16 protein-coding genes are annotated in these 16237 nt (G+C 45.5%); 8 read left to right on the plus strand and 8 right to left on the minus strand.

Annotation, left to right across the window (positions count from 1 at the left end; all coding sequences use genetic code 11):
* Window positions 1–105: 105 nt before the first annotated feature.
* From DKT73_RS00575 to DKT73_RS00605, 7 genes are read right to left on the minus strand one after another with little or no spacing between them, the layout of a single operon-like run.
* Window positions 106–1020 carry a Dyp-type peroxidase gene (locus tag DKT73_RS00575; protein ID WP_111636676.1) on the minus strand — a complete coding sequence of 305 codons (915 nt, stop codon included), beginning with the start codon at window positions 1018–1020 and terminating at the stop codon, window positions 106–108.
* A gap of 30 nt (window positions 1021–1050) precedes the next feature.
* Window positions 1051–2904: a BatD family protein gene (locus DKT73_RS00580; RefSeq protein ID WP_111636677.1), complete on the minus strand. Its 1854-nt coding sequence runs from the start codon at window positions 2902–2904 to the stop codon at window positions 1051–1053.
* Window positions 2898–4649, minus strand: a complete 1752-nt coding sequence (locus DKT73_RS00585; RefSeq protein ID WP_111636678.1) for a VWA domain-containing protein — start codon at window positions 4647–4649, stop codon at window positions 2898–2900. Before DKT73_RS00585 ends, DKT73_RS00580 begins: the two co-directional genes overlap by 7 nt.
* Window positions 4646–5659: a VWA domain-containing protein gene (locus DKT73_RS00590; RefSeq protein WP_111636679.1), complete on the minus strand. Its 1014-nt coding sequence runs from the start codon at window positions 5657–5659 to the stop codon at window positions 4646–4648. Before DKT73_RS00590 ends, DKT73_RS00585 begins: the two co-directional genes overlap by 4 nt.
* The gene (locus tag DKT73_RS00595) at window positions 5652–6149 is read right to left on the minus strand and encodes a DUF4381 domain-containing protein (RefSeq protein WP_111636680.1); all 498 of its coding nucleotides are present in this window, start codon (window positions 6147–6149) and stop codon (window positions 5652–5654) included. Before DKT73_RS00595 ends, DKT73_RS00590 begins: the two co-directional genes overlap by 8 nt.
* Window positions 6149–7063: a DUF58 domain-containing protein gene (locus DKT73_RS00600; protein WP_111636681.1), complete on the minus strand. Its 915-nt coding sequence runs from the start codon at window positions 7061–7063 to the stop codon at window positions 6149–6151. The genes DKT73_RS00595 and DKT73_RS00600 overlap by 1 nt, the downstream gene beginning before the upstream one ends.
* A gap of 48 nt (window positions 7064–7111) precedes the next feature.
* Entirely contained in the window at window positions 7112–8110 is a 999-nt protein-coding gene (locus DKT73_RS00605) for an AAA family ATPase (RefSeq protein WP_332871629.1), read from the minus strand.
* A gap of 232 nt (window positions 8111–8342) precedes the next feature.
* Here DKT73_RS00605 and DKT73_RS00610 point away from each other — a divergent pair, with 232 nt between their 5' ends.
* The 7 genes from DKT73_RS00610 (at window position 8343) to DKT73_RS00640 (ending at window position 14392) form a co-directional block, all read left to right on the plus strand.
* Entirely contained in the window at window positions 8343–8570 is a 228-nt protein-coding gene (locus tag DKT73_RS00610; RefSeq protein WP_111636683.1) for a DUF2835 domain-containing protein, read from the plus strand.
* A gap of 137 nt (window positions 8571–8707) precedes the next feature.
* A complete protein-coding gene (locus DKT73_RS00615; protein ID WP_111636684.1) occupies window positions 8708–9748 on the plus strand; it encodes a quinone-dependent dihydroorotate dehydrogenase in 1041 nt (346 codons plus the stop codon).
* 120 nt (window positions 9749–9868) lie between these two features.
* Window positions 9869–12037 carry a bifunctional 23S rRNA (guanine(2069)-N(7))-methyltransferase RlmK/23S rRNA (guanine(2445)-N(2))-methyltransferase RlmL gene (rlmKL, locus tag DKT73_RS00620; protein ID WP_111636685.1) on the plus strand — a complete coding sequence of 723 codons (2169 nt, stop codon included), beginning with the start codon at window positions 9869–9871 and terminating at the stop codon, window positions 12035–12037.
* Between the two features lie 112 nt (window positions 12038–12149).
* Window positions 12150–13007, plus strand: a complete 858-nt coding sequence (gene purU, locus DKT73_RS00625; RefSeq protein WP_111636686.1) for a formyltetrahydrofolate deformylase — start codon at window positions 12150–12152, stop codon at window positions 13005–13007.
* Window positions 13008–13177: 170 nt separating this feature from the next.
* Window positions 13178–13438, plus strand: coding sequence for a hypothetical protein (locus DKT73_RS00630; protein WP_012069448.1), 261 nt, complete (start codon window positions 13178–13180; stop codon window positions 13436–13438).
* A gap of 484 nt (window positions 13439–13922) precedes the next feature.
* A complete protein-coding gene (locus DKT73_RS00635; protein ID WP_111607702.1) occupies window positions 13923–14111 on the plus strand; it encodes a hypothetical protein in 189 nt (62 codons plus the stop codon).
* Window positions 14108–14392, plus strand: coding sequence for a type II toxin-antitoxin system RelE/ParE family toxin (locus DKT73_RS00640; protein ID WP_111636687.1), 285 nt, complete (start codon window positions 14108–14110; stop codon window positions 14390–14392). The genes DKT73_RS00635 and DKT73_RS00640 overlap by 4 nt, the downstream gene beginning before the upstream one ends.
* A gap of 267 nt (window positions 14393–14659) precedes the next feature.
* Here DKT73_RS00640 and DKT73_RS00645 read toward each other — a convergent pair whose 3' ends face one another.
* Window positions 14660–15622: an integron integrase gene (locus DKT73_RS00645; RefSeq protein WP_111636688.1), complete on the minus strand. Its 963-nt coding sequence runs from the start codon at window positions 15620–15622 to the stop codon at window positions 14660–14662.
* A gap of 370 nt (window positions 15623–15992) precedes the next feature.
* On the opposite strand from DKT73_RS00645, the gene DKT73_RS00655 reads away from it, so the two are divergent.
* Window positions 15993–16232: a hypothetical protein gene (locus DKT73_RS00655; RefSeq protein WP_111636690.1), complete on the plus strand. Its 240-nt coding sequence runs from the start codon at window positions 15993–15995 to the stop codon at window positions 16230–16232.
* The last annotated feature ends 5 nt before the right edge of the window (window positions 16233–16237 follow it).

Genomic DNA, 16237 nt, shown 5'->3' on the forward strand with positions numbered 1-16237 from the left:
CCGCTATTTTTGTGTCACAAAAAACCACTCAGTTGAGTGGTTTTTTTGTTTTTGTTCTGGATGATTGTTTTGTCTCGCTCAACCAGAGGGCTTTTTGTTGCTTTGTTATGCCAGCGACATCAACCAGTGGTTTGACGGTACAAAGAAGGCTTGGCCTGTCGTGGCACGAGTGTATTTCATCAGATGATCTGTGTTGCCGTGCTCATCGCCTTTAACCATGCTTTCTAACATGCGATTAAAAATCACAGGCGTTTTGCTGTAGCTTGCAAACATAAGCCCTTTTTCTGTCAAAGAGGCAAACGGCATGCTGTGACGCAATATTTCCAGAGAGCGACCATGCTCATCTTTCAGTGAGGTACGCTTGGTATGCGCATGGACTGATTTTTCAGCGGAAGGGTATTCTTCGTTAGTGTGCTTCGTTCGTCCGTACGTATCTTCTTGAGTTTTTAGATCTTCTTTTTCCCATTTGGCTAGGTCGTGGACAAAGCGCATTAAATTAAAATACGAGCCATTTTTGAAGTCTGGATCCTCGTCATCAACAAGTGCTACCGTTTTGCGTTTTTCTCCTTCAGGGTTTTCTGTGCCATCCACAAAGCCTGTTAAATCGCGGTTGTCTAAATATTTGAAGCAATGGACTTCTTCTACCAGAGCTACGCTTTTGCCGAATGCGTCAAAAAGTAGTCTGCCTAGCTGGTAGGTAGCATCATGGCGAGAAGAGCGAATATGCAGCACAAGATCGACATCCGTTGGCACTATCTCAATGTCTTTGCCTGTAATGTGGGGGAAAGTCGTCAGTAGCAGAGGGCGTTTGGTGTCTAACGTGCCCCAAATCAGATGGCTCAGACCTATGCTTGCGTGTAGCGCTGCATCGGGAAATTGTAACTGCAGGGCTTCGACTTGTTTGGGCACCGCTGACAACGCGTTTTTAAATAGGTCAATTTCAGATCTATTAACATTCAGTGTGATAAAAAGAGCGTCACTAGACGCTTCGGCAATAATGCCTGATTGATAGGGTGTCATTGTAGTCGTCCTTATTGACGCTAGAGGTCATTAGAAGTTTGGATAAAGTGTTTTTAGCTGACTGGCTTTGGAGGGTCTGGCTCGGCCGCTGGTGTATTCCTCTAGCGCCTCGGCAAGAGGGTGCCCTTGCCATTCATGGGCTGGATTGCTTGAGTACAGCATTAATTCGGCTTCCATCAGTAATTGTGTCACTTGAACCGTTGTAAGGCGTTTGATGTCATCGACACTGCGAATTTCATTGTCGCCCCACCGATGACGTGCCCATTCTAATAAACTCGGTCTCAGGGACGGTAGATCGTTTTGGTTGCAGCATTCCATTAAGGCTTTAAAGGCGCTTTGCTCATCGTATGTACTGAGTGGGGCAAAGTCTTGTAACGTAGGGACTTGGTAAATGTTGTCTGGTTCTGCTTTTCTGTTCTTGAGCCAAAGTGCCGTCCAGATGCCCATCATAACGGCAGCAATCAAAAGCAATCCTGCAATGAGGTACTGACGTAGGGTGTAACCATTGTGTGCTGGTACGATTTTGACCTCAAGTGGTTTGGGTTGGTTTTGTGCAATAGGGTCGACGGCTTTTTGTGCTGGCGGTGAAGTCTCAACAGGTTTTTTGGCCAAAGAGATTGGCGCCATCGAGCGCGTTGGTTCTGGTGAGCTATTGTTCTCAACGGGCGGCTTTGGTGTCGAATTGTCTGCTTTATTAGAGCCACTTGGTAAAGGAGCAATTTCAATGCCTGGCGTGGTCGCACTGGCCACGCTGATGGCTTGTTTTTCTGTATCCCAGTAAGGGATGTTGACGTCTGGTAACAACAGAGTGCCTTCTTGAGTAGGGACGACTTCAATCGTAATGCTTTGGCTACCGGTTACGCCTGATGCCGTTTTTTGGGTATCAAATTTGGGCGTCTGAGGGTAAAGCTTGTAAAGGCGTGTGCTGTTAAAGTCTACCGCTGGAATTTGTTCTGGCAGTGCGCCTTTTGCGTGTATGTCGATGGTCCAGATCAGCGTATCGCCTACCCTTGGTGAAGCGTCCGTTTTCGTTAACGAAGTGGATACGGTGACGGCTTGGCTTGGCAGCCAAGTATCGGCGGTATAGCTCGCAGGAGTCGGGATAACCTGTAAGTTTAAAGGCTCGCTTTGGACCTTTATCATTCTACGTCCAGTAGAGGTATTTACCATTGCCTGGATGCTTTGTGGCGGGATGGTGATGAGTCCACTGCGTTGCGGAAAAACCAAATACTCTCGCGTGATGACTTGGTATTGAGTGCCATTGATCGTCTGATAGCTCATCTGGTCATCGACCAGTCTTTCAATGATCAAGTCAGGATGAGAGGGAATTGCCCGATTGGCATTTTGCAATGCGACAGACGTATAAAGCTTCACATTTAGTATGATTTCTTGCTGAAGGTATGGCTCTGTTTCAGAGACTTCCGCTTTGAGCATAACGGGTGGATTGCCATTGCTGTCTAGCAATTGAGGTGAGCTTTTGACGGTGAGTCTAATGGGTTGGGATTCTAACCCCCCTATTTTTATTGGGGGAATTTCGACGGTGCCAACCGATTTTGGCATTAAGCTTACTACCCAAAAATTCAATGCGGTACTGGTGCCTAAATTAAAGCTAAATTGGCTATTTTGGCTTTTTCCTAATATGTTGAAATCGCGTTCTAGGGGAGTCAAATCTGGACCGTTTCCAGTATCGGAAAAGTCTGCACGCAGCGTCAGTTGAACCACTTCATTTTCGGTGGTCACATTTTTATTGAGTGTTGCGGTAACGCTGGCGGCTTGAAGAGAGCTGGAAAGCACAATAAAAAGCAGAGCCATCATTAGCGAGAAAAACAGGCGACTTGGCGTGTTTTGCGAGATTAATGAAAGGGAGTGTTGCTTTATTACCATGGGTTTTGCCCATCCTCTTGAGAAAATCGAGTTTCATTGCGTTTTTCTTGGTGCAAGTACCAAAGTTTGCGCTGCAGCAATAATCCTGGGTCGTCTTGGATTTGCCTTAGCCACTGGTTTAGCGCCTGTTGTTTTTCTTTATTCAGCGGTATTTTTTCCGCTTCGTCTTGGTTTTCATTGTCTGTGTGTTCATTTTGCTTATTATCCTCAGGTGTTTTGTTCTTGTCTTGTTTTTCGTTCTTTTTATTGTCATTTTTTGAGTCAGATGACTCTTTGGCGTCATTTTGGTCGTTAGAACGGGAAGCGTCGTCCTGGTTTTGTTCTTGTTTTTGCTCTTGTTCTTGATTTTGTTGGTTTTTGTCTTCGTTATCTTTCTGTTCTTGTTGCTGGTTTTGTTGTGATTGTTGCTGCTTTAAATAGTCCAGATTCTCTTTGGCCGCCTTGAAAGAAGGGTCCTGTTCCAAGGCTTTTTCATAGGCTTGCATGGCTTTTTCGATGTCACCAGACAAGGCCAGCGCATTGCCCAAATTGTAATTTTCGGCCGCGTTTCTGTTTAGGGCATCGAGCTGTTGAATGGTGTTTTGATAATTTTCTAACGCGTAAGCGGAGGCCGCCTTCCAATCGGGACGTTGGAAGTATTGATCGGCGGTTTGCCAATCACCCTGATCCACGGCCTGTTGGCCTTTTTGATCCGGTGTCAAAAACCAATCAAGTGGTGAGGCCTGTAGCTTTTCTGTGGGCCAAGACAAGACGCTAATAAGCAACATAAAAAGCATGCCTTTACGAAATTGAAAAGCAAGCCAAAATAAAAAGGGCAGAGCCAGCCAGTGTCCTTGCTCTATCCAATGGATGCTTTTGTTTTGGGCTTTTTGGGTTTGCTGATTATCCAGCGAGTGGTCAGTGATTTGAGTGATTTCTTGTGGTGTTAAGCGTCCTTCATAAAAGTGCCCACCAAGAGCGTTTGTTAGGCTTTTCAGTTCATCAATCGGCGTAATGGGGGTTATGTTTCTGCCGTTTTTTCTGAGAATTTGACCATCTGGTAGCTGTATCAGGGATGCGCTACTGGTACCAACGGCAATCATATTTAACTGTATGTTTTTGCCTTTGAGTAAGGCTGGAATGGATGTTTTATCTTGTTCGCTAAGATCGTCAGTTAATACAATTAGGCGTAACGGTGAGGTGTCCTCTTTGTCGAGCGACAGCGCAGCCTCAATACCACTGGTGAGATTGCTCCCGTACATTGGCATGATGATCGGATCTAATGCGAGTAAGAAATGAGTGATGGTTTCTCTGTCTTGGCTAAAGGGGCTGATAATAAACCCTTCACCAGCAAACGCGACGAGCGCAATATCGCCTTCTTTACTTTGTTCCAGTATGTCTCGAATCGTTTGTTTTAACTGAGTTTGTCGATTGGGTTTTACATCGGTCGCGTACATGGATAAAGACTGGTCGACGACCAACACCGTTTGTTGAGTGTTCTCAAACATCGTGGTTGGCGCTTTTGTCCAGCTTATGCCCGCCAAACCGACACAGAGCAGTGATGCCGCGACGACTCCCAACCATTTATTGATAGGACGGGTGGTATTGCGATAGACCAAATGTTGTAGCAAGCGTTGATCCACCACGGTGCTGAGGCGGTCGGCATTCGACCGTTTTGCTGTCATGAAAGACGCCAACAGTAGGATAATGGGCAGCAACAATAGCCAGTAAGGGCGTTCAAAATGGATTAGGTTAAAGAGCATCATGCTTTTTCTCCTGAACGCCACGCTCGTTTGTTCCAAGATAGTTGCTTGCTCATCAGCAAGGCCAAGCCCAGAAACGCCATTGAGCCAAGGCCCAGCCAGTGGAATAAACTGGTTAACGGGCGTTGCCACACGTCCTCCGCAGGTGTTGGCTCTAATGCGTCAAGGGTTTGATAAATCGCATGCAGATCTTCGGTGCTTTTAGCGCGGAAATATTCACCGCCTGTCTGTGCAGCGATATTTTTCAATAGAGTTTCGTCTAGGTCGGTGGATGGGTTAATTGCTTTTGGCCCAAAGAAGCTTTGTACAATCATGCTGTCAGCACCAATGCCGATGGTATGGATCTTTACATTCTGTGACGCGGCAAACGCGGCGGCTTGTTGTGGTTGAACACGGCCTGCGGTATTGGCACCGTCTGTCATAAGAATAAGCACTTTTTTATCGGAAGGTTTGTCTTCAAGTCGCTTGATGCTCAAGCCAATCGCATCGCCTATGGCGGTTTGCTCACCCGCAAAGCCAATTTGCGTTTCTTGCACAAGTTGATTAATGGTCTTGGTGTCAAAGCTTAATGGCGCTTGTAGATAGGCCTTTGAGCCAAACACTATGATGCCAATTCGGTCGCCACGGCGCTCTTGAATAAAACCTGAGAGAACGGATTTCGCTGCTTCTAATCGATTGACGGATTGATTGTTAAGCGTCATGTCAGTGACTTGCATGCTGCCTGACAAATCCAGGGCAATCAGTAAATCACGTCCGGATGGCGTGACTTTTGTCGGTTCGCCAAGCCAAATGGGTTGGGACAGGGCAAACACCAAGAGCACCCAGGACAGGAGCAAACACACATACCGCCATGTGACGCTTTTCGGCATTGCTTTACGGTCTTGGTGATCCATTAATTGCTCGGTATTTCCCCACCAGATACCATCGCCTTTGGGTTTGGCTTTGGGTAGGAAATACACAATAAAAGGCAAAGGCAGCAGAAGCAGAAACCAAGGCAAAGATAACTCAAGCATGGTGCTTCCTTATCCAATAACAGGTATTTTTTATCATACGGGTGCGTTGTTTTTGGCTTAACTCAATCTGGCTTTGATAAGGGCCATCGATAAATTCGTTACCAAGCAGTGAAAATCGTCGAGTGGTTGGCATGGTGTTATCTACCAATTCGAACAAGGTTCGACTCGGTAGCGCCGCTGTTTCGATTTTGCCTTCGCTTATGAAGCAGCGGCGGATCATTTCGTGGCACAACAAAATACAATCTTTGTCGTTAAGTTCGCTGCATTTTTGGGTTATTTCAGCCAATGCCTCTCGTCGATAAGTGCGCTTCTTATGACGTCGATACCAAAAGAACAGCAGGCCTAGCAATAAAAGAATAATTGCGGCCACAATTAGCCAAGTCCACCACACTGGCGGCCACATGGGTACAGATTGTGGCAGTAAGTAAGCTTTATTTGGCAGATCAATTGCTTGTGATTGGGCTGCAAGCGGAGCGAGTGCCGTAGACATTAGTGCAATGCTCCTTGAGACAACAAATAGCGGGCGATTTTTTCGGGTGATTCTGTGATATCAAATATTTGGTGGCGAATGCCCAAAGACATCAGTTTATTGCGCATGCTGGTATTTTGTGACAGAAAATCGGCTTTTGCTTGCTGTATGCTGTGGTTGCTGATAGTGACAGACTTCATCCCTTGGTTATCTGCCATCTGGTATTGGCCAGCCGGCAAGTTAAACACATTGCTGTCGATGATTTGTATCCAGTGAACCGAATTATGCTGCGCAAGTTCCATTAGGGCATTGTTTTCGTCTTCGTTCCAGCCTTGCTTGTCCGTCAGTATTATCACGTCTTTGTTGTGGGTTTTGCGGGTCAGTGGCGTATTACACCAAATGCTGGTGGCATCATGATGACTACACGCACGATTGGCAATTTTGGACGCGTTTTTAAGAGCGTTTAATAGCGAAGACAGTGTTGCCAGTTTATTGCTAGCGTGTTCTTGGTCGCCATACGTCATACGATAAGACAGCGTGTCACCTTGTTGCTTCGAGCGCCATGCAATGATCCCGGCGAGCTGAATAAAGCGTGTAGAGATAAAAGTATGGCGGGTGCCAAAATAGGCGTTGCTAGACAGATCCAACAGCAGCAGTCGCTGATGATCGTTTTCCTGTGCATACAGCCGAGTGTGAGCTTGGCCCGTTCGAGCGGTCACACGCCAATCTATGTGCCGCAAATCATCGCTGGCTTGATAGGCACGAAGTTCAAGCATTTCCATGCCATGGCCTTTTTGGCGTGAACGACGCTCTCCAGAATGGGGGGCAAAACGAATGGCTTTTGGAGCGCGTCCTAAATGTTTGGCGTAACTTGCCAATAGCGAAAAATGGGCGTCATCCAGCTCAGGCGATTCGGGTGATAATAATGGGCTCATTGTGCTGATTGCCTTTTACTACTGTGCTATGAGTGACTATGCGTTTAATTATAATGCCGGAACATGGCTGATCAATCGTTTCAATAAATCATCAACGGATAATCCCGCGGCTTGCGCTTCAAAGGTCGTAATAATGCGATGGCGCAATACAGGCAAGGCAATCTGGCGCACATCGTCTGGTGTGACAAAGTCTCTGCCGTTTAATAATGCATTGGCGCGAGCGCAACGATCAAGGGCCAAGGTGCCCCGTGGACTTGCCCCAAATTCAATCAAATTGGTGCCTTTCCCCGCGTCACCCAAGTACCGTTCTGGTTGGCGGGTTGCCATCACAAGCTGCACTATATACTGCTCAACACTTTCTGACATGTACAGTGACAAGGCTTTGTGGCGAAGCTCAAGAATGTCGATAGGCCGACAAACGGGCTGTGGTTTACTGGCAGACGTTTTGTGTAAGTCCTGCTGGCGCACTAACCTGAGTACATCCAATTCGCTGGCTGCACTGGGGTAACCGAGGTTTATTTTCATCATAAAACGATCAAGCTGCGCTTCCGGCAAAGGGTAAGTACCTTCTTGCTCAATCGGGTTCTGTGTGGCAATAACGAAAAAGAGTTCGGATAAGGGATAGCTGTTGTTACCGACGGTGACTTGTCTTTCGCCCATGGCTTCAAGCAAGGCTGATTGAACTTTAGCAGGCGCTCGGTTGATCTCATCGGCTAGCACGATATCATTCATGATGGGGCCAGGAACAAAACTGAATTTTCCTGTTTCTTGCTGATAAATGTCAGAGCCCGTTACGTCACCAGGCAGCAAATCTGGCGTAAACTGAATGCGTTGGAAACGGCTATCAATCGCGCTGGCTAGGGCTTTCGCGGCGGTGGTTTTGGCGATACCCGGCGGGCCTTCTAGAAGCACATGGCCATTTGCGATTAAAGCGACGAGTAATTCATGAGTTAAATCGGGTTGGCCGACGACGGCATGATTTAGATGATCTTTTAATTGCTCAATTACAGTTACCATCGAACCTAGGTTCCTTATACTTTTGTCAATAAAAGTGTCAACGCAAGATAACACCCTTGCAAAATTGCTGTGCTCACCAATGTTTTATTAAAACAGACTTATAAGCGATAAATTTGGCTTTTTGAGGCTGTTTTTGCCTCGCCTTGGCTTCGCTCGTGACTTCGTGCAAAGGTGTCCATATAATAGACTTCATCTTATCGGATTCAAATCTTTACGCACAGAGCGTTCTCTGTAAGGGTAGCGTAAGCACAGGACGAAAAAAATGGCAAAAATTGTATTAAATGTGGCTCTGCCTGCGTTTAAATATGAAGCTATGTACGCTGGAGCGGCAAAAAACCTCGTCGCAAACAGTTTAGATGGGCGTAAAGTTCAGTTACCTTTGTCGGCTTTTCAGCGTTTTGTGACTCATCAAGGGATTTACGGTTTTTTTGAAGTAGAATTTGATGAGATGAACAAACTGATCGCCGTTACCAAAGTAAAAGGGCCTTAAGTAAAAGGGCCTTAAGTAAAACGGCCTAAAGTGAAATAGCGTTAACGCAAATACGACGAAACATCAGACCACATAAATTAGACACATCAGATCAGGCAAGGCATTCACCTGATCTTAACCGCCTAGGAGCCCAAACAATGTACCAACTTGCTCGCTCGTTACTTTTTAAATTAGACGCTGAAGTGTCTCATGAATTGTCATTGGATCTTCTTGCAGCAGGCAGTCGGTTAGGAGTGAATAAATTGCTAGGCGGATTGCCATCGACCAAGCCGGTTGATGTGATGGGATTGCGCTTTCCGAATGCGGTGGGCTTGGCTGCGGGTCTGGATAAAAACGCCGATGCCTTTGAAGCGTTAGGCGCTTTAGGTTTTGGCTTTGTCGAAGTGGGGACCGTGACACCAAAAGGGCAAGCGGGCAACCCTAAGCCACGTTTGTTCCGTCTGCCTGAGCATGAAGCCATCATCAACCGCATGGGCTTTAACAACAAAGGCGTGGATCATCTTGTGTCGCGCATTAAATCCCACCGTTACCCTGGCGTGTTGGGTGTTAACATTGGAAAAAATTTAACCACTTCGGTAGAAGACGCGGCGGCGGATTATTTGGCCTGTCTAGAGTCGGTCATTCCTTACGCGGATTACATTACCGCTAACATCAGTTCACCGAATACACCAGGCCTTCGCAGTTTGCAATTTGGCGAGAGTTTGGCGCAGTTAATCGCGCCCTTAGTTGCGGCACGTGATCGTTATGAAGCGGAAAATGGTAAACGCGTGCCGTTGGCCGTGAAAATCGCCCCTGATATGACAGACGACGAAATTAAAATGGTTGCCGATACCCTCGTAGAGCAGGGTGTTGATGGTATTATTGCTACGAATACGACGCTATCCCGTGATGCCGTTCTAGGGCATCCGTTTGAAAAAGAAGCCGGCGGTCTAAGTGGCGCACCGGTTCGTGATGCTTCTACCCATGTGGTAAAAGTATTGGCTGAGCATCTGAAAGACACACTGCCTATTATTGGCGTGGGTGGTATTTCCAGTGGTGCGGACGCTGTGGAGAAACTGCAAGCGGGGGCGCGACTAGTGCAAATTTATTCGGGCTTTATCTATCACGGCCCAGAGTTAATCAAGGAAGCCATAGCCAGTACGGATGCTTATTACCGCGAGCTTGATCTCGGTATCTAAAGATCGAATAGAAAACAAGGTGCAGCGTAGTTTGGCATCTTGTTTTAAAAGAGGGCGGGACAGAGTCTCGCCTTCATGCGTTTCGAAACCTTCATTGAAATTTAAAAAAGTATTTTATAAATGAGCACGATATTACAGACAACTGATTCATCAAGTCAGGTTTACGCATTAGAAATAACCTGTCCTCTTGGGTTAGAAAATGTCTTAGAAAAAGAGCTGCATGGCGAAGGCCTAACGCAAACCCGATTAGGTGAAGCACAGGTTAAGCTAACCACAGACCTAGAAGGCATGTACAAGGCCTGTTTATGGTCCCGTGTTGCGACTCGCGTGATGTTGCCAATTGCCAATTTTAAAATGGAGTCGGCCGACGACCTATACAATGGTGTAAAAGCGATTCAGTGGTCAGACCACATGAGCGCCACCAATACCATGGCGATCGATTGCCACGGTACTAACCACCATATTCGCAACACACAATTTGGTGCCGTGCGCGCCAAAGATGCGATTGCCGATTACTTTGTGGCCTTATCTGGTGAACGTCCAAACGTTGAAAAAGAACAGCCAGAAGTTCGTATTGCTTTACGTATTAAACGTGATGTCGTGACGGTGAGTATCGATTTATCAGGCGAAAGTATGCATCGCCGTGGCTACCGTCAACAAGGCGGCATGGCTCCTTTAAAAGAAAACTTGGCTGCGGGTCTTTTACTGCGTGCTGGTTGGGGAACCGATTGCGGTTTGACGCAACTTATCGACCCTATGTGTGGCTCGGGGACATTTCTGGTTGAAGCCGCCATGATGTCATTGGACATTGCGCCGGGTTTACGTCGCTCATACTGGGGCTTCAAAGGCTGGAAACAGCATGACCATCGCATGTGGCAACAACTGATGGATTTTGCTAAAAACCGCAAAAAAGACCCAGCCACCTTAGGGATTCGTTTCCAAGGAACCGATCGAGAACAAAAAGCCATCGCGGCCGCGCGAGAAAACATTAAACGTGCCGGACTCACCGGCGTCATTGATGTCACCATGTCGTCGTTCCAAGAGCATGAATTCGACATCAACCCCGAGGTGCCGGGTCTTTTAATCACCAACCCACCTTACGGTGAGCGTATTGGTGATGAAATGGCCTTGATCGCGTTGTACCGTCAACTGGGGGAATGGGTGGTCACTCACGTACGTGGCTGGCAGTTTATGATGTTGACCAGTAATGATCATCTGGCGCGTCAAATTCCCGCTCGACCAGAAAAAAGTACTCGAGTCATCAACGGTGGGATCGAATGTCGCGCTTATCAGTTCCCATTATTGGCAGGCAGCATAAAAGAAGACGTCGTCGCACAGTCTGTGATGACGCCGGGTGCGCAAATGTTTGCTAATCGTCTGCAAAAGAATGCCAAAAAATTGAAAAAGTGGGTCGAGAAAAACAAGATCCAATGCTACCGCTTATACGATGCAGACATGCCAGAATACTCCGTGGCGATTGATATCTACCAAGACTGGGCGCATGTACAAGAATATCAAGCGCCTAAAAGCGTTGATCCAGAAAAAGCCAAACAGCGTTTGTTTGATGTGATGTCTGCGATTCCTAGCGCACTGAATATTTCAGAAGCCAAGGTCATATTGAAACAGCGTCAAAGACAGACAGGCAAAGAACAATACGAAAAACTCGATCAGACAAAACATGAAATGATCGTAGAAGAATATGGCTGTGACTTCATCATCAACTTGAAAGATTATTTGGACACTGGCTTGTTCCTAGACCACCGTCCTGTTCGAAAATTGATTCAAGACAAGGCCAACGGCAAGCGTTTCTTGAACCTTTTCTGCTATACCGCGACCGCATCCGTGCACGCGGGTCAGGGTGGGGCGCACAGTTCATTGAGTGTTGATATGTCGAACACCTACACAGAGTGGGCGCGTCGTAATATCGAATTGAATGAATTTTCAGATCGTTACCATCAGGTAGAACGTGCAGACTGCATCGAATGGCTAAAACAAAGCCGCGACACCTTTGACCTAATCTTTATGGACCCACCCACGTTTTCTAACTCGAAAAAAATGGCCGATGTGTTGGATATCCAGCGCGACCACGGGGAGCTAGTACGTTTGGCCATGGCAAGATTGGCAAAAGGAGGCGAGTTGATCTTCTCCAACAACTATCGTCGCTTTGTATTGGATGAAGCGCTAGAGCAAGAGTTTGAGGTGAAAAACATCACCCGAGAGACACTGGATCCAGACTTTGATCGTAATGATAAAATACACCAGTGCTATATCATCAAACACAAATCATAACTCAGCATGGGTGAATAAATTCGATATAATTCGCCCATATTTCAAGGGCTAAACACCCAGTTTAGCCTTGTTTTTTTGGTTTTATACGTTTTAAGGTTTATAAGTTTTTAGTATGAAAAAAACATTCCGACTTGTGATTAGTTGCCCAGATAGAGTGGGCATTGTAGCGGCCGTTAGTCAGTTTTTGAACGAGCGCCAAGGCTCGATCATGGAAGCCAGCCACCACACAGATTTAGAGCAAAAATGGTTCTTCATGCGTCATGACATCGACGCGGAAAGTTTGTCTATTGACGTAGAAACCTTCCGCAAAGAATTCGCGCCTATCGCCGAAGAATTCAACATGCGTTGGTACGTAAAAGACAGCGAAGATCGTCCTAAAGTTGTCCTATTGGCCACCAAAGAATCTCATTGCCTAAACGACATCATGCATCGCTGGCACACCGGCGAGCTGAACTGTGAAATCGTCGGCGTGATTGCCAACCACGAAGACCTACGCTCCATGGTCGAATGGTACAAGATTCCATACTTCTGCATTCCCGTGCCAAAAGAAAACAAAATGCCCGCCTTCCAAGAAATTGAAGCCTGCATTGATGCGTCTGGTGCCGACACCATCGTACTCGCGCGCTATATGCAGATCTTCCCTGAATACTTGTGTGAAAAATACCGCCATAAAGTCATCAACATACACCACAGCTTCTTACCGTCTTTCATTGGTGCGAAACCGTATCACCAAGCGGCGGTTCGTGGCGTGAAACTGATTGGCGCGACCTGTCACTACGTCACCGCAGATCTAGACGCTGGCCCGATCATCGAACAAGACGTGATCCGAGTTCGTCACAGCCATGCCGCAGAAGACATGGTTCGCCTAGGCAAAGACATTGAAAAACTCGTACTGTCCCGAGGCTTGCGTTATCACCTAGAAGACCGTGTATTAGTGCATGGCAATAAAACCGTAGTGTTCGCTGAGTAACAGAAAAAAGCACTGAACAGAGCAAAACTCGAATAATAGAAAGGGAAGGCCTCGGCCTTCCCTTTTTTTATTTTGTCATCTTAGTGCGATAAAATTTTTTTCTTGAAAAAAGTGTCTATAGTCTATAGTTAATAAAACAATTCATTAAGAGACGGCTAGTGAGGTGACGAATGAAACTCAAATTAACGCCAACTCAGAACCTATGTGTTGGCTATTTAGAATCTGGTTTTAAATTGATCCAATTAGGCGAGCAGTTTTACTTTATCAAAGGCGAACGCCGACAAAAGGTATTGCCCAAAACCCTAGACGCACTCGTCAACCGAGGCGCACTGGCACATACCGAACAAGGCGACTACATGCTAAGCGATGAATTTGTAGAACACCGTAAACGAATGCGTGAAATGAACGAGCCCAAACAGACTCGCCATTAACAAAAGACCAACTTGGCCCTATTTTTTCTCGTTAGGAATGGGGCCTTTTTTATGGCAATAATTCAGTGGCTAACTTCAATCAAACGGCGTTTATCTTCGAAACTAACGCCTACCTCATTAAAACGCCGCTTGCTTTCATCGTAAATCGTCATAAATCAACATGCCACGTAGGTCTGCATGAGGGAGGCACGACCGTAATCAGACATAAAGCCTCATAACCACAATCTATCTCATCGAAGCACTAAACAACTTTCTGTACCATCAAATGTAGGTCGCGCATTTATGCCGACAAGTAACTATTGTCTTCCAAGGGGCAAGGGTGGGGTTATTACGTTGTGACTTATCGCCAACATCCCCGTAGGCCTGCATAAGGGAGGCACGACCGTAATCAGGCGTTTTATCGAATTTGCGCTGGCAGCTTATTAGAAAGTCTTTTAGTATCAACAGATAACCAAATTAAATTAGACACATTTGGAGGTATAAAATGTCAACGATTGTCAGTAAGGAAGAAGCACATAAACTGATTGATCAACTCCCCGCCAATGCAACATGGGATGACCTGATGCATGAAATATATGTTCGAGAAGCGATTGAAAAAGGGCTCGAAGATAGCAAGGCTGGAAGAACAAAGGGGGTTGCTGACATTAGAAAGAAATATGGATTGCCTGAATGAGAGTTCAATGGGCTAAAACCGCAGAAGCTCATTTGGATGCAATTTATGCCTACATAGTCCAAGACTCAGAAACCTATGCACTGCAAACTGTGGATCGAATTACAAGGCGATCTGAACAGATTGGTGACTTTCCTTTATCAGGAAGAAAAGTGCCAGAATATGAGCTTGATCAAATAAGGGAGGTGTTCGCAGGTCCATATAGAATCATATATCATATTATGGCAGAGCAAATTGATATTGTTGCCGTGATCCATGGAGCAACGAACGTGCTGCAAGAATAAGAAGACTGTCCTTACTCGTGTTGTAAACCAACATCCCCGTAGGTCTGCATGAGGGAGGCACGACCGTAATCAGACATAAAAGCCTCGTAGCCACAACCTATTTTATCGAAGCACCAAATAACGTTCACTCATCAAGAAGAGATACAAGGTCGCGCATTTATGCCGACAAGTAACTATTGTCTTTCAAGGGCTAGGTTAGATTATTGCTTTGTGACGGCTAGACCGATACTCAAATGTAGGCCGACAACGTAATAATTCCCTCATGTTTTATAAAATCTGATCAAGAGGGCTATTGGTTCCCGCAAAATGCTGGCCGATGACATGGGTATAAATTTGTGTTGTCGATACATCGTTATGGCCTAACAATTCTTGCACCGTTCTTATGTCTCGCCCTGCCATGAGTAAATAGGTCGCAAAAGAGTGGCGGAAAGTATGACAATTTACTCTTTTTTCATTAATCCCCGCGTCATTGACCGCTTTCTTCAACGCCTTACGAGGCACTGAATCATGCAAATGGTGCCTGCATAGTTCACCAGTCAAAGGATGCGGACTGATTGACGTAGAGGGAAATAAAAACATCCAACCTAATTGACGAAATGCATTTGGGTACTTTCTAGAAAGTGCAAAAGGTAAAGAGGGTCCATAACCCTTTGCATTGTCATCTTGTTGGATTTGTTGAGCATAGGCTTTTTGCTTGTTTAAAGCTTCGGCTAACTTACGGCTAAGAATAGTGGTTCTATCTTTATTGCCTTTACTGCACCGAACGGCCAAGCTGCCTTGATCCAAGTTAATATCTTGAATGCGAATGCGCAAACATTCACTAATTCTAAGTCCCGAGCCATACAGCAACGAAAAAATCAAATGATCCCGTTCATTCAAACAGCTTAGGATTTTTTGAATTTCGTTTGCGGCTAAAACAATGGGTAAACGTCGACCTTGTTTAGCATGCTTAAACCCTAAATCTCCCAATGGTTTATCCAGTAACTTGTTGTACAAAAAGGCGAGGGCATTTAATGCGGATTTTTGAGTGTTAATGGCGACATTTTGCTCAACGGCCAGAAACGATAAAAATGCTCTTACCTCTTCAGCGCCCATGTTTTGAGGGTGTTGCAACTTATGGAATCGAATAAAATATTTAATCCAATACAGGTAAGATTTTTCTGTTTTTAAGCTATAACCGCGTAGCCGCAGCTCATGGCGAATAAAATTGAGGAAAGGGCTGGAAAACATCACACACTCCTTGTGGATAATTGATAAAAACTGTACAAATATACAGTTTATTTTAAGGATTGCCAGTTTTTGGCTTGTTTTGTGTAATAAATAATCATAATTTTGCCTGTTTGCACTGGCAGCAATCCAGAAATGCCTTTAGTATCAATGGATAAGAATATTGGCAGACGAAATAACAGGCTGTGAATAAAGGGTATAACCCGCACGCTCGGATTTCCAACTAACCAGCCTGTGGGAAAGTTTAAAAAATACCGTAGTATCAGTTTTTTATAGGGATTAATATGAAAATCAAAAGCAGTGCGGATACGCATGCGCACTATTAAAATGTTAGTTTTCTAATCAATACCGTCATTAATCGTCGAGGAAAGCAATGGAAAGTATTATAGAATTTGTGAAATCAGACATCGGAGTCACCTTAGCTTGGGTATGTTCTGTAGGTAGTACATTATTTGCAGTGATTACATCAAAGAAAAATCGGCAGTTGAAAATTAAAATTGGTGAAATTAACAATAATTTAGCAACAGATAACAGTCAGGACAGTGTTACGCAAAATGGCCAAAAGAATGTATATACAAAGAACAATTCCGGCGGCATGAATATAGATATGTAAAGGAA

Source organism: Marinomonas shanghaiensis (genome assembly GCF_003259175.1).
Classification (GTDB): domain Bacteria; phylum Pseudomonadota; class Gammaproteobacteria; order Pseudomonadales; family Marinomonadaceae; genus Marinomonas; species Marinomonas shanghaiensis.

Excerpts from the sequence above, each read along its gene's own strand:
- DKT73_RS00575 (WP_111636676.1), bottom strand. The coding sequence starts at position 1,020 with ATGACACCCTATCAATCAGGCATTATTGCCGAAGCGTCTAGTGACGCT.
- DKT73_RS00580 (WP_111636677.1), bottom strand. The coding sequence starts at position 2,904 with ATGGTAATAAAGCAACACTCCCTTTCATTAATCTCGCAAAACACGCCA.
- DKT73_RS00585 (WP_111636678.1), bottom strand. The coding sequence starts at position 4,649 with ATGATGCTCTTTAACCTAATCCATTTTGAACGCCCTTACTGGCTATTG.
- DKT73_RS00590 (WP_111636679.1), bottom strand. The coding sequence starts at position 5,659 with ATGCTTGAGTTATCTTTGCCTTGGTTTCTGCTTCTGCTGCCTTTGCCT.
- DKT73_RS00595 (WP_111636680.1), bottom strand. The coding sequence starts at position 6,149 with ATGTCTACGGCACTCGCTCCGCTTGCAGCCCAATCACAAGCAATTGAT.
- DKT73_RS00600 (WP_111636681.1), bottom strand. The coding sequence starts at position 7,063 with ATGAGCCCATTATTATCACCCGAATCGCCTGAGCTGGATGACGCCCAT.
- DKT73_RS00610 (WP_111636683.1), top strand. The coding sequence starts at position 8,343 with ATGGCAAAAATTGTATTAAATGTGGCTCTGCCTGCGTTTAAATATGAA.
- DKT73_RS00615 (WP_111636684.1), top strand. The coding sequence starts at position 8,708 with ATGTACCAACTTGCTCGCTCGTTACTTTTTAAATTAGACGCTGAAGTG.
- rlmKL (WP_111636685.1), top strand. The coding sequence starts at position 9,869 with ATGAGCACGATATTACAGACAACTGATTCATCAAGTCAGGTTTACGCA.
- purU (WP_111636686.1), top strand. The coding sequence starts at position 12,150 with ATGAAAAAAACATTCCGACTTGTGATTAGTTGCCCAGATAGAGTGGGC.
- DKT73_RS00630 (WP_012069448.1), top strand. The coding sequence starts at position 13,178 with ATGAAACTCAAATTAACGCCAACTCAGAACCTATGTGTTGGCTATTTA.
- DKT73_RS00635 (WP_111607702.1), top strand. The coding sequence starts at position 13,923 with ATGTCAACGATTGTCAGTAAGGAAGAAGCACATAAACTGATTGATCAA.
- DKT73_RS00640 (WP_111636687.1), top strand. The coding sequence starts at position 14,108 with ATGAGAGTTCAATGGGCTAAAACCGCAGAAGCTCATTTGGATGCAATT.
- DKT73_RS00645 (WP_111636688.1), bottom strand. The coding sequence starts at position 15,622 with ATGTTTTCCAGCCCTTTCCTCAATTTTATTCGCCATGAGCTGCGGCTA.
- DKT73_RS00655 (WP_111636690.1), top strand. The coding sequence starts at position 15,993 with ATGGAAAGTATTATAGAATTTGTGAAATCAGACATCGGAGTCACCTTA.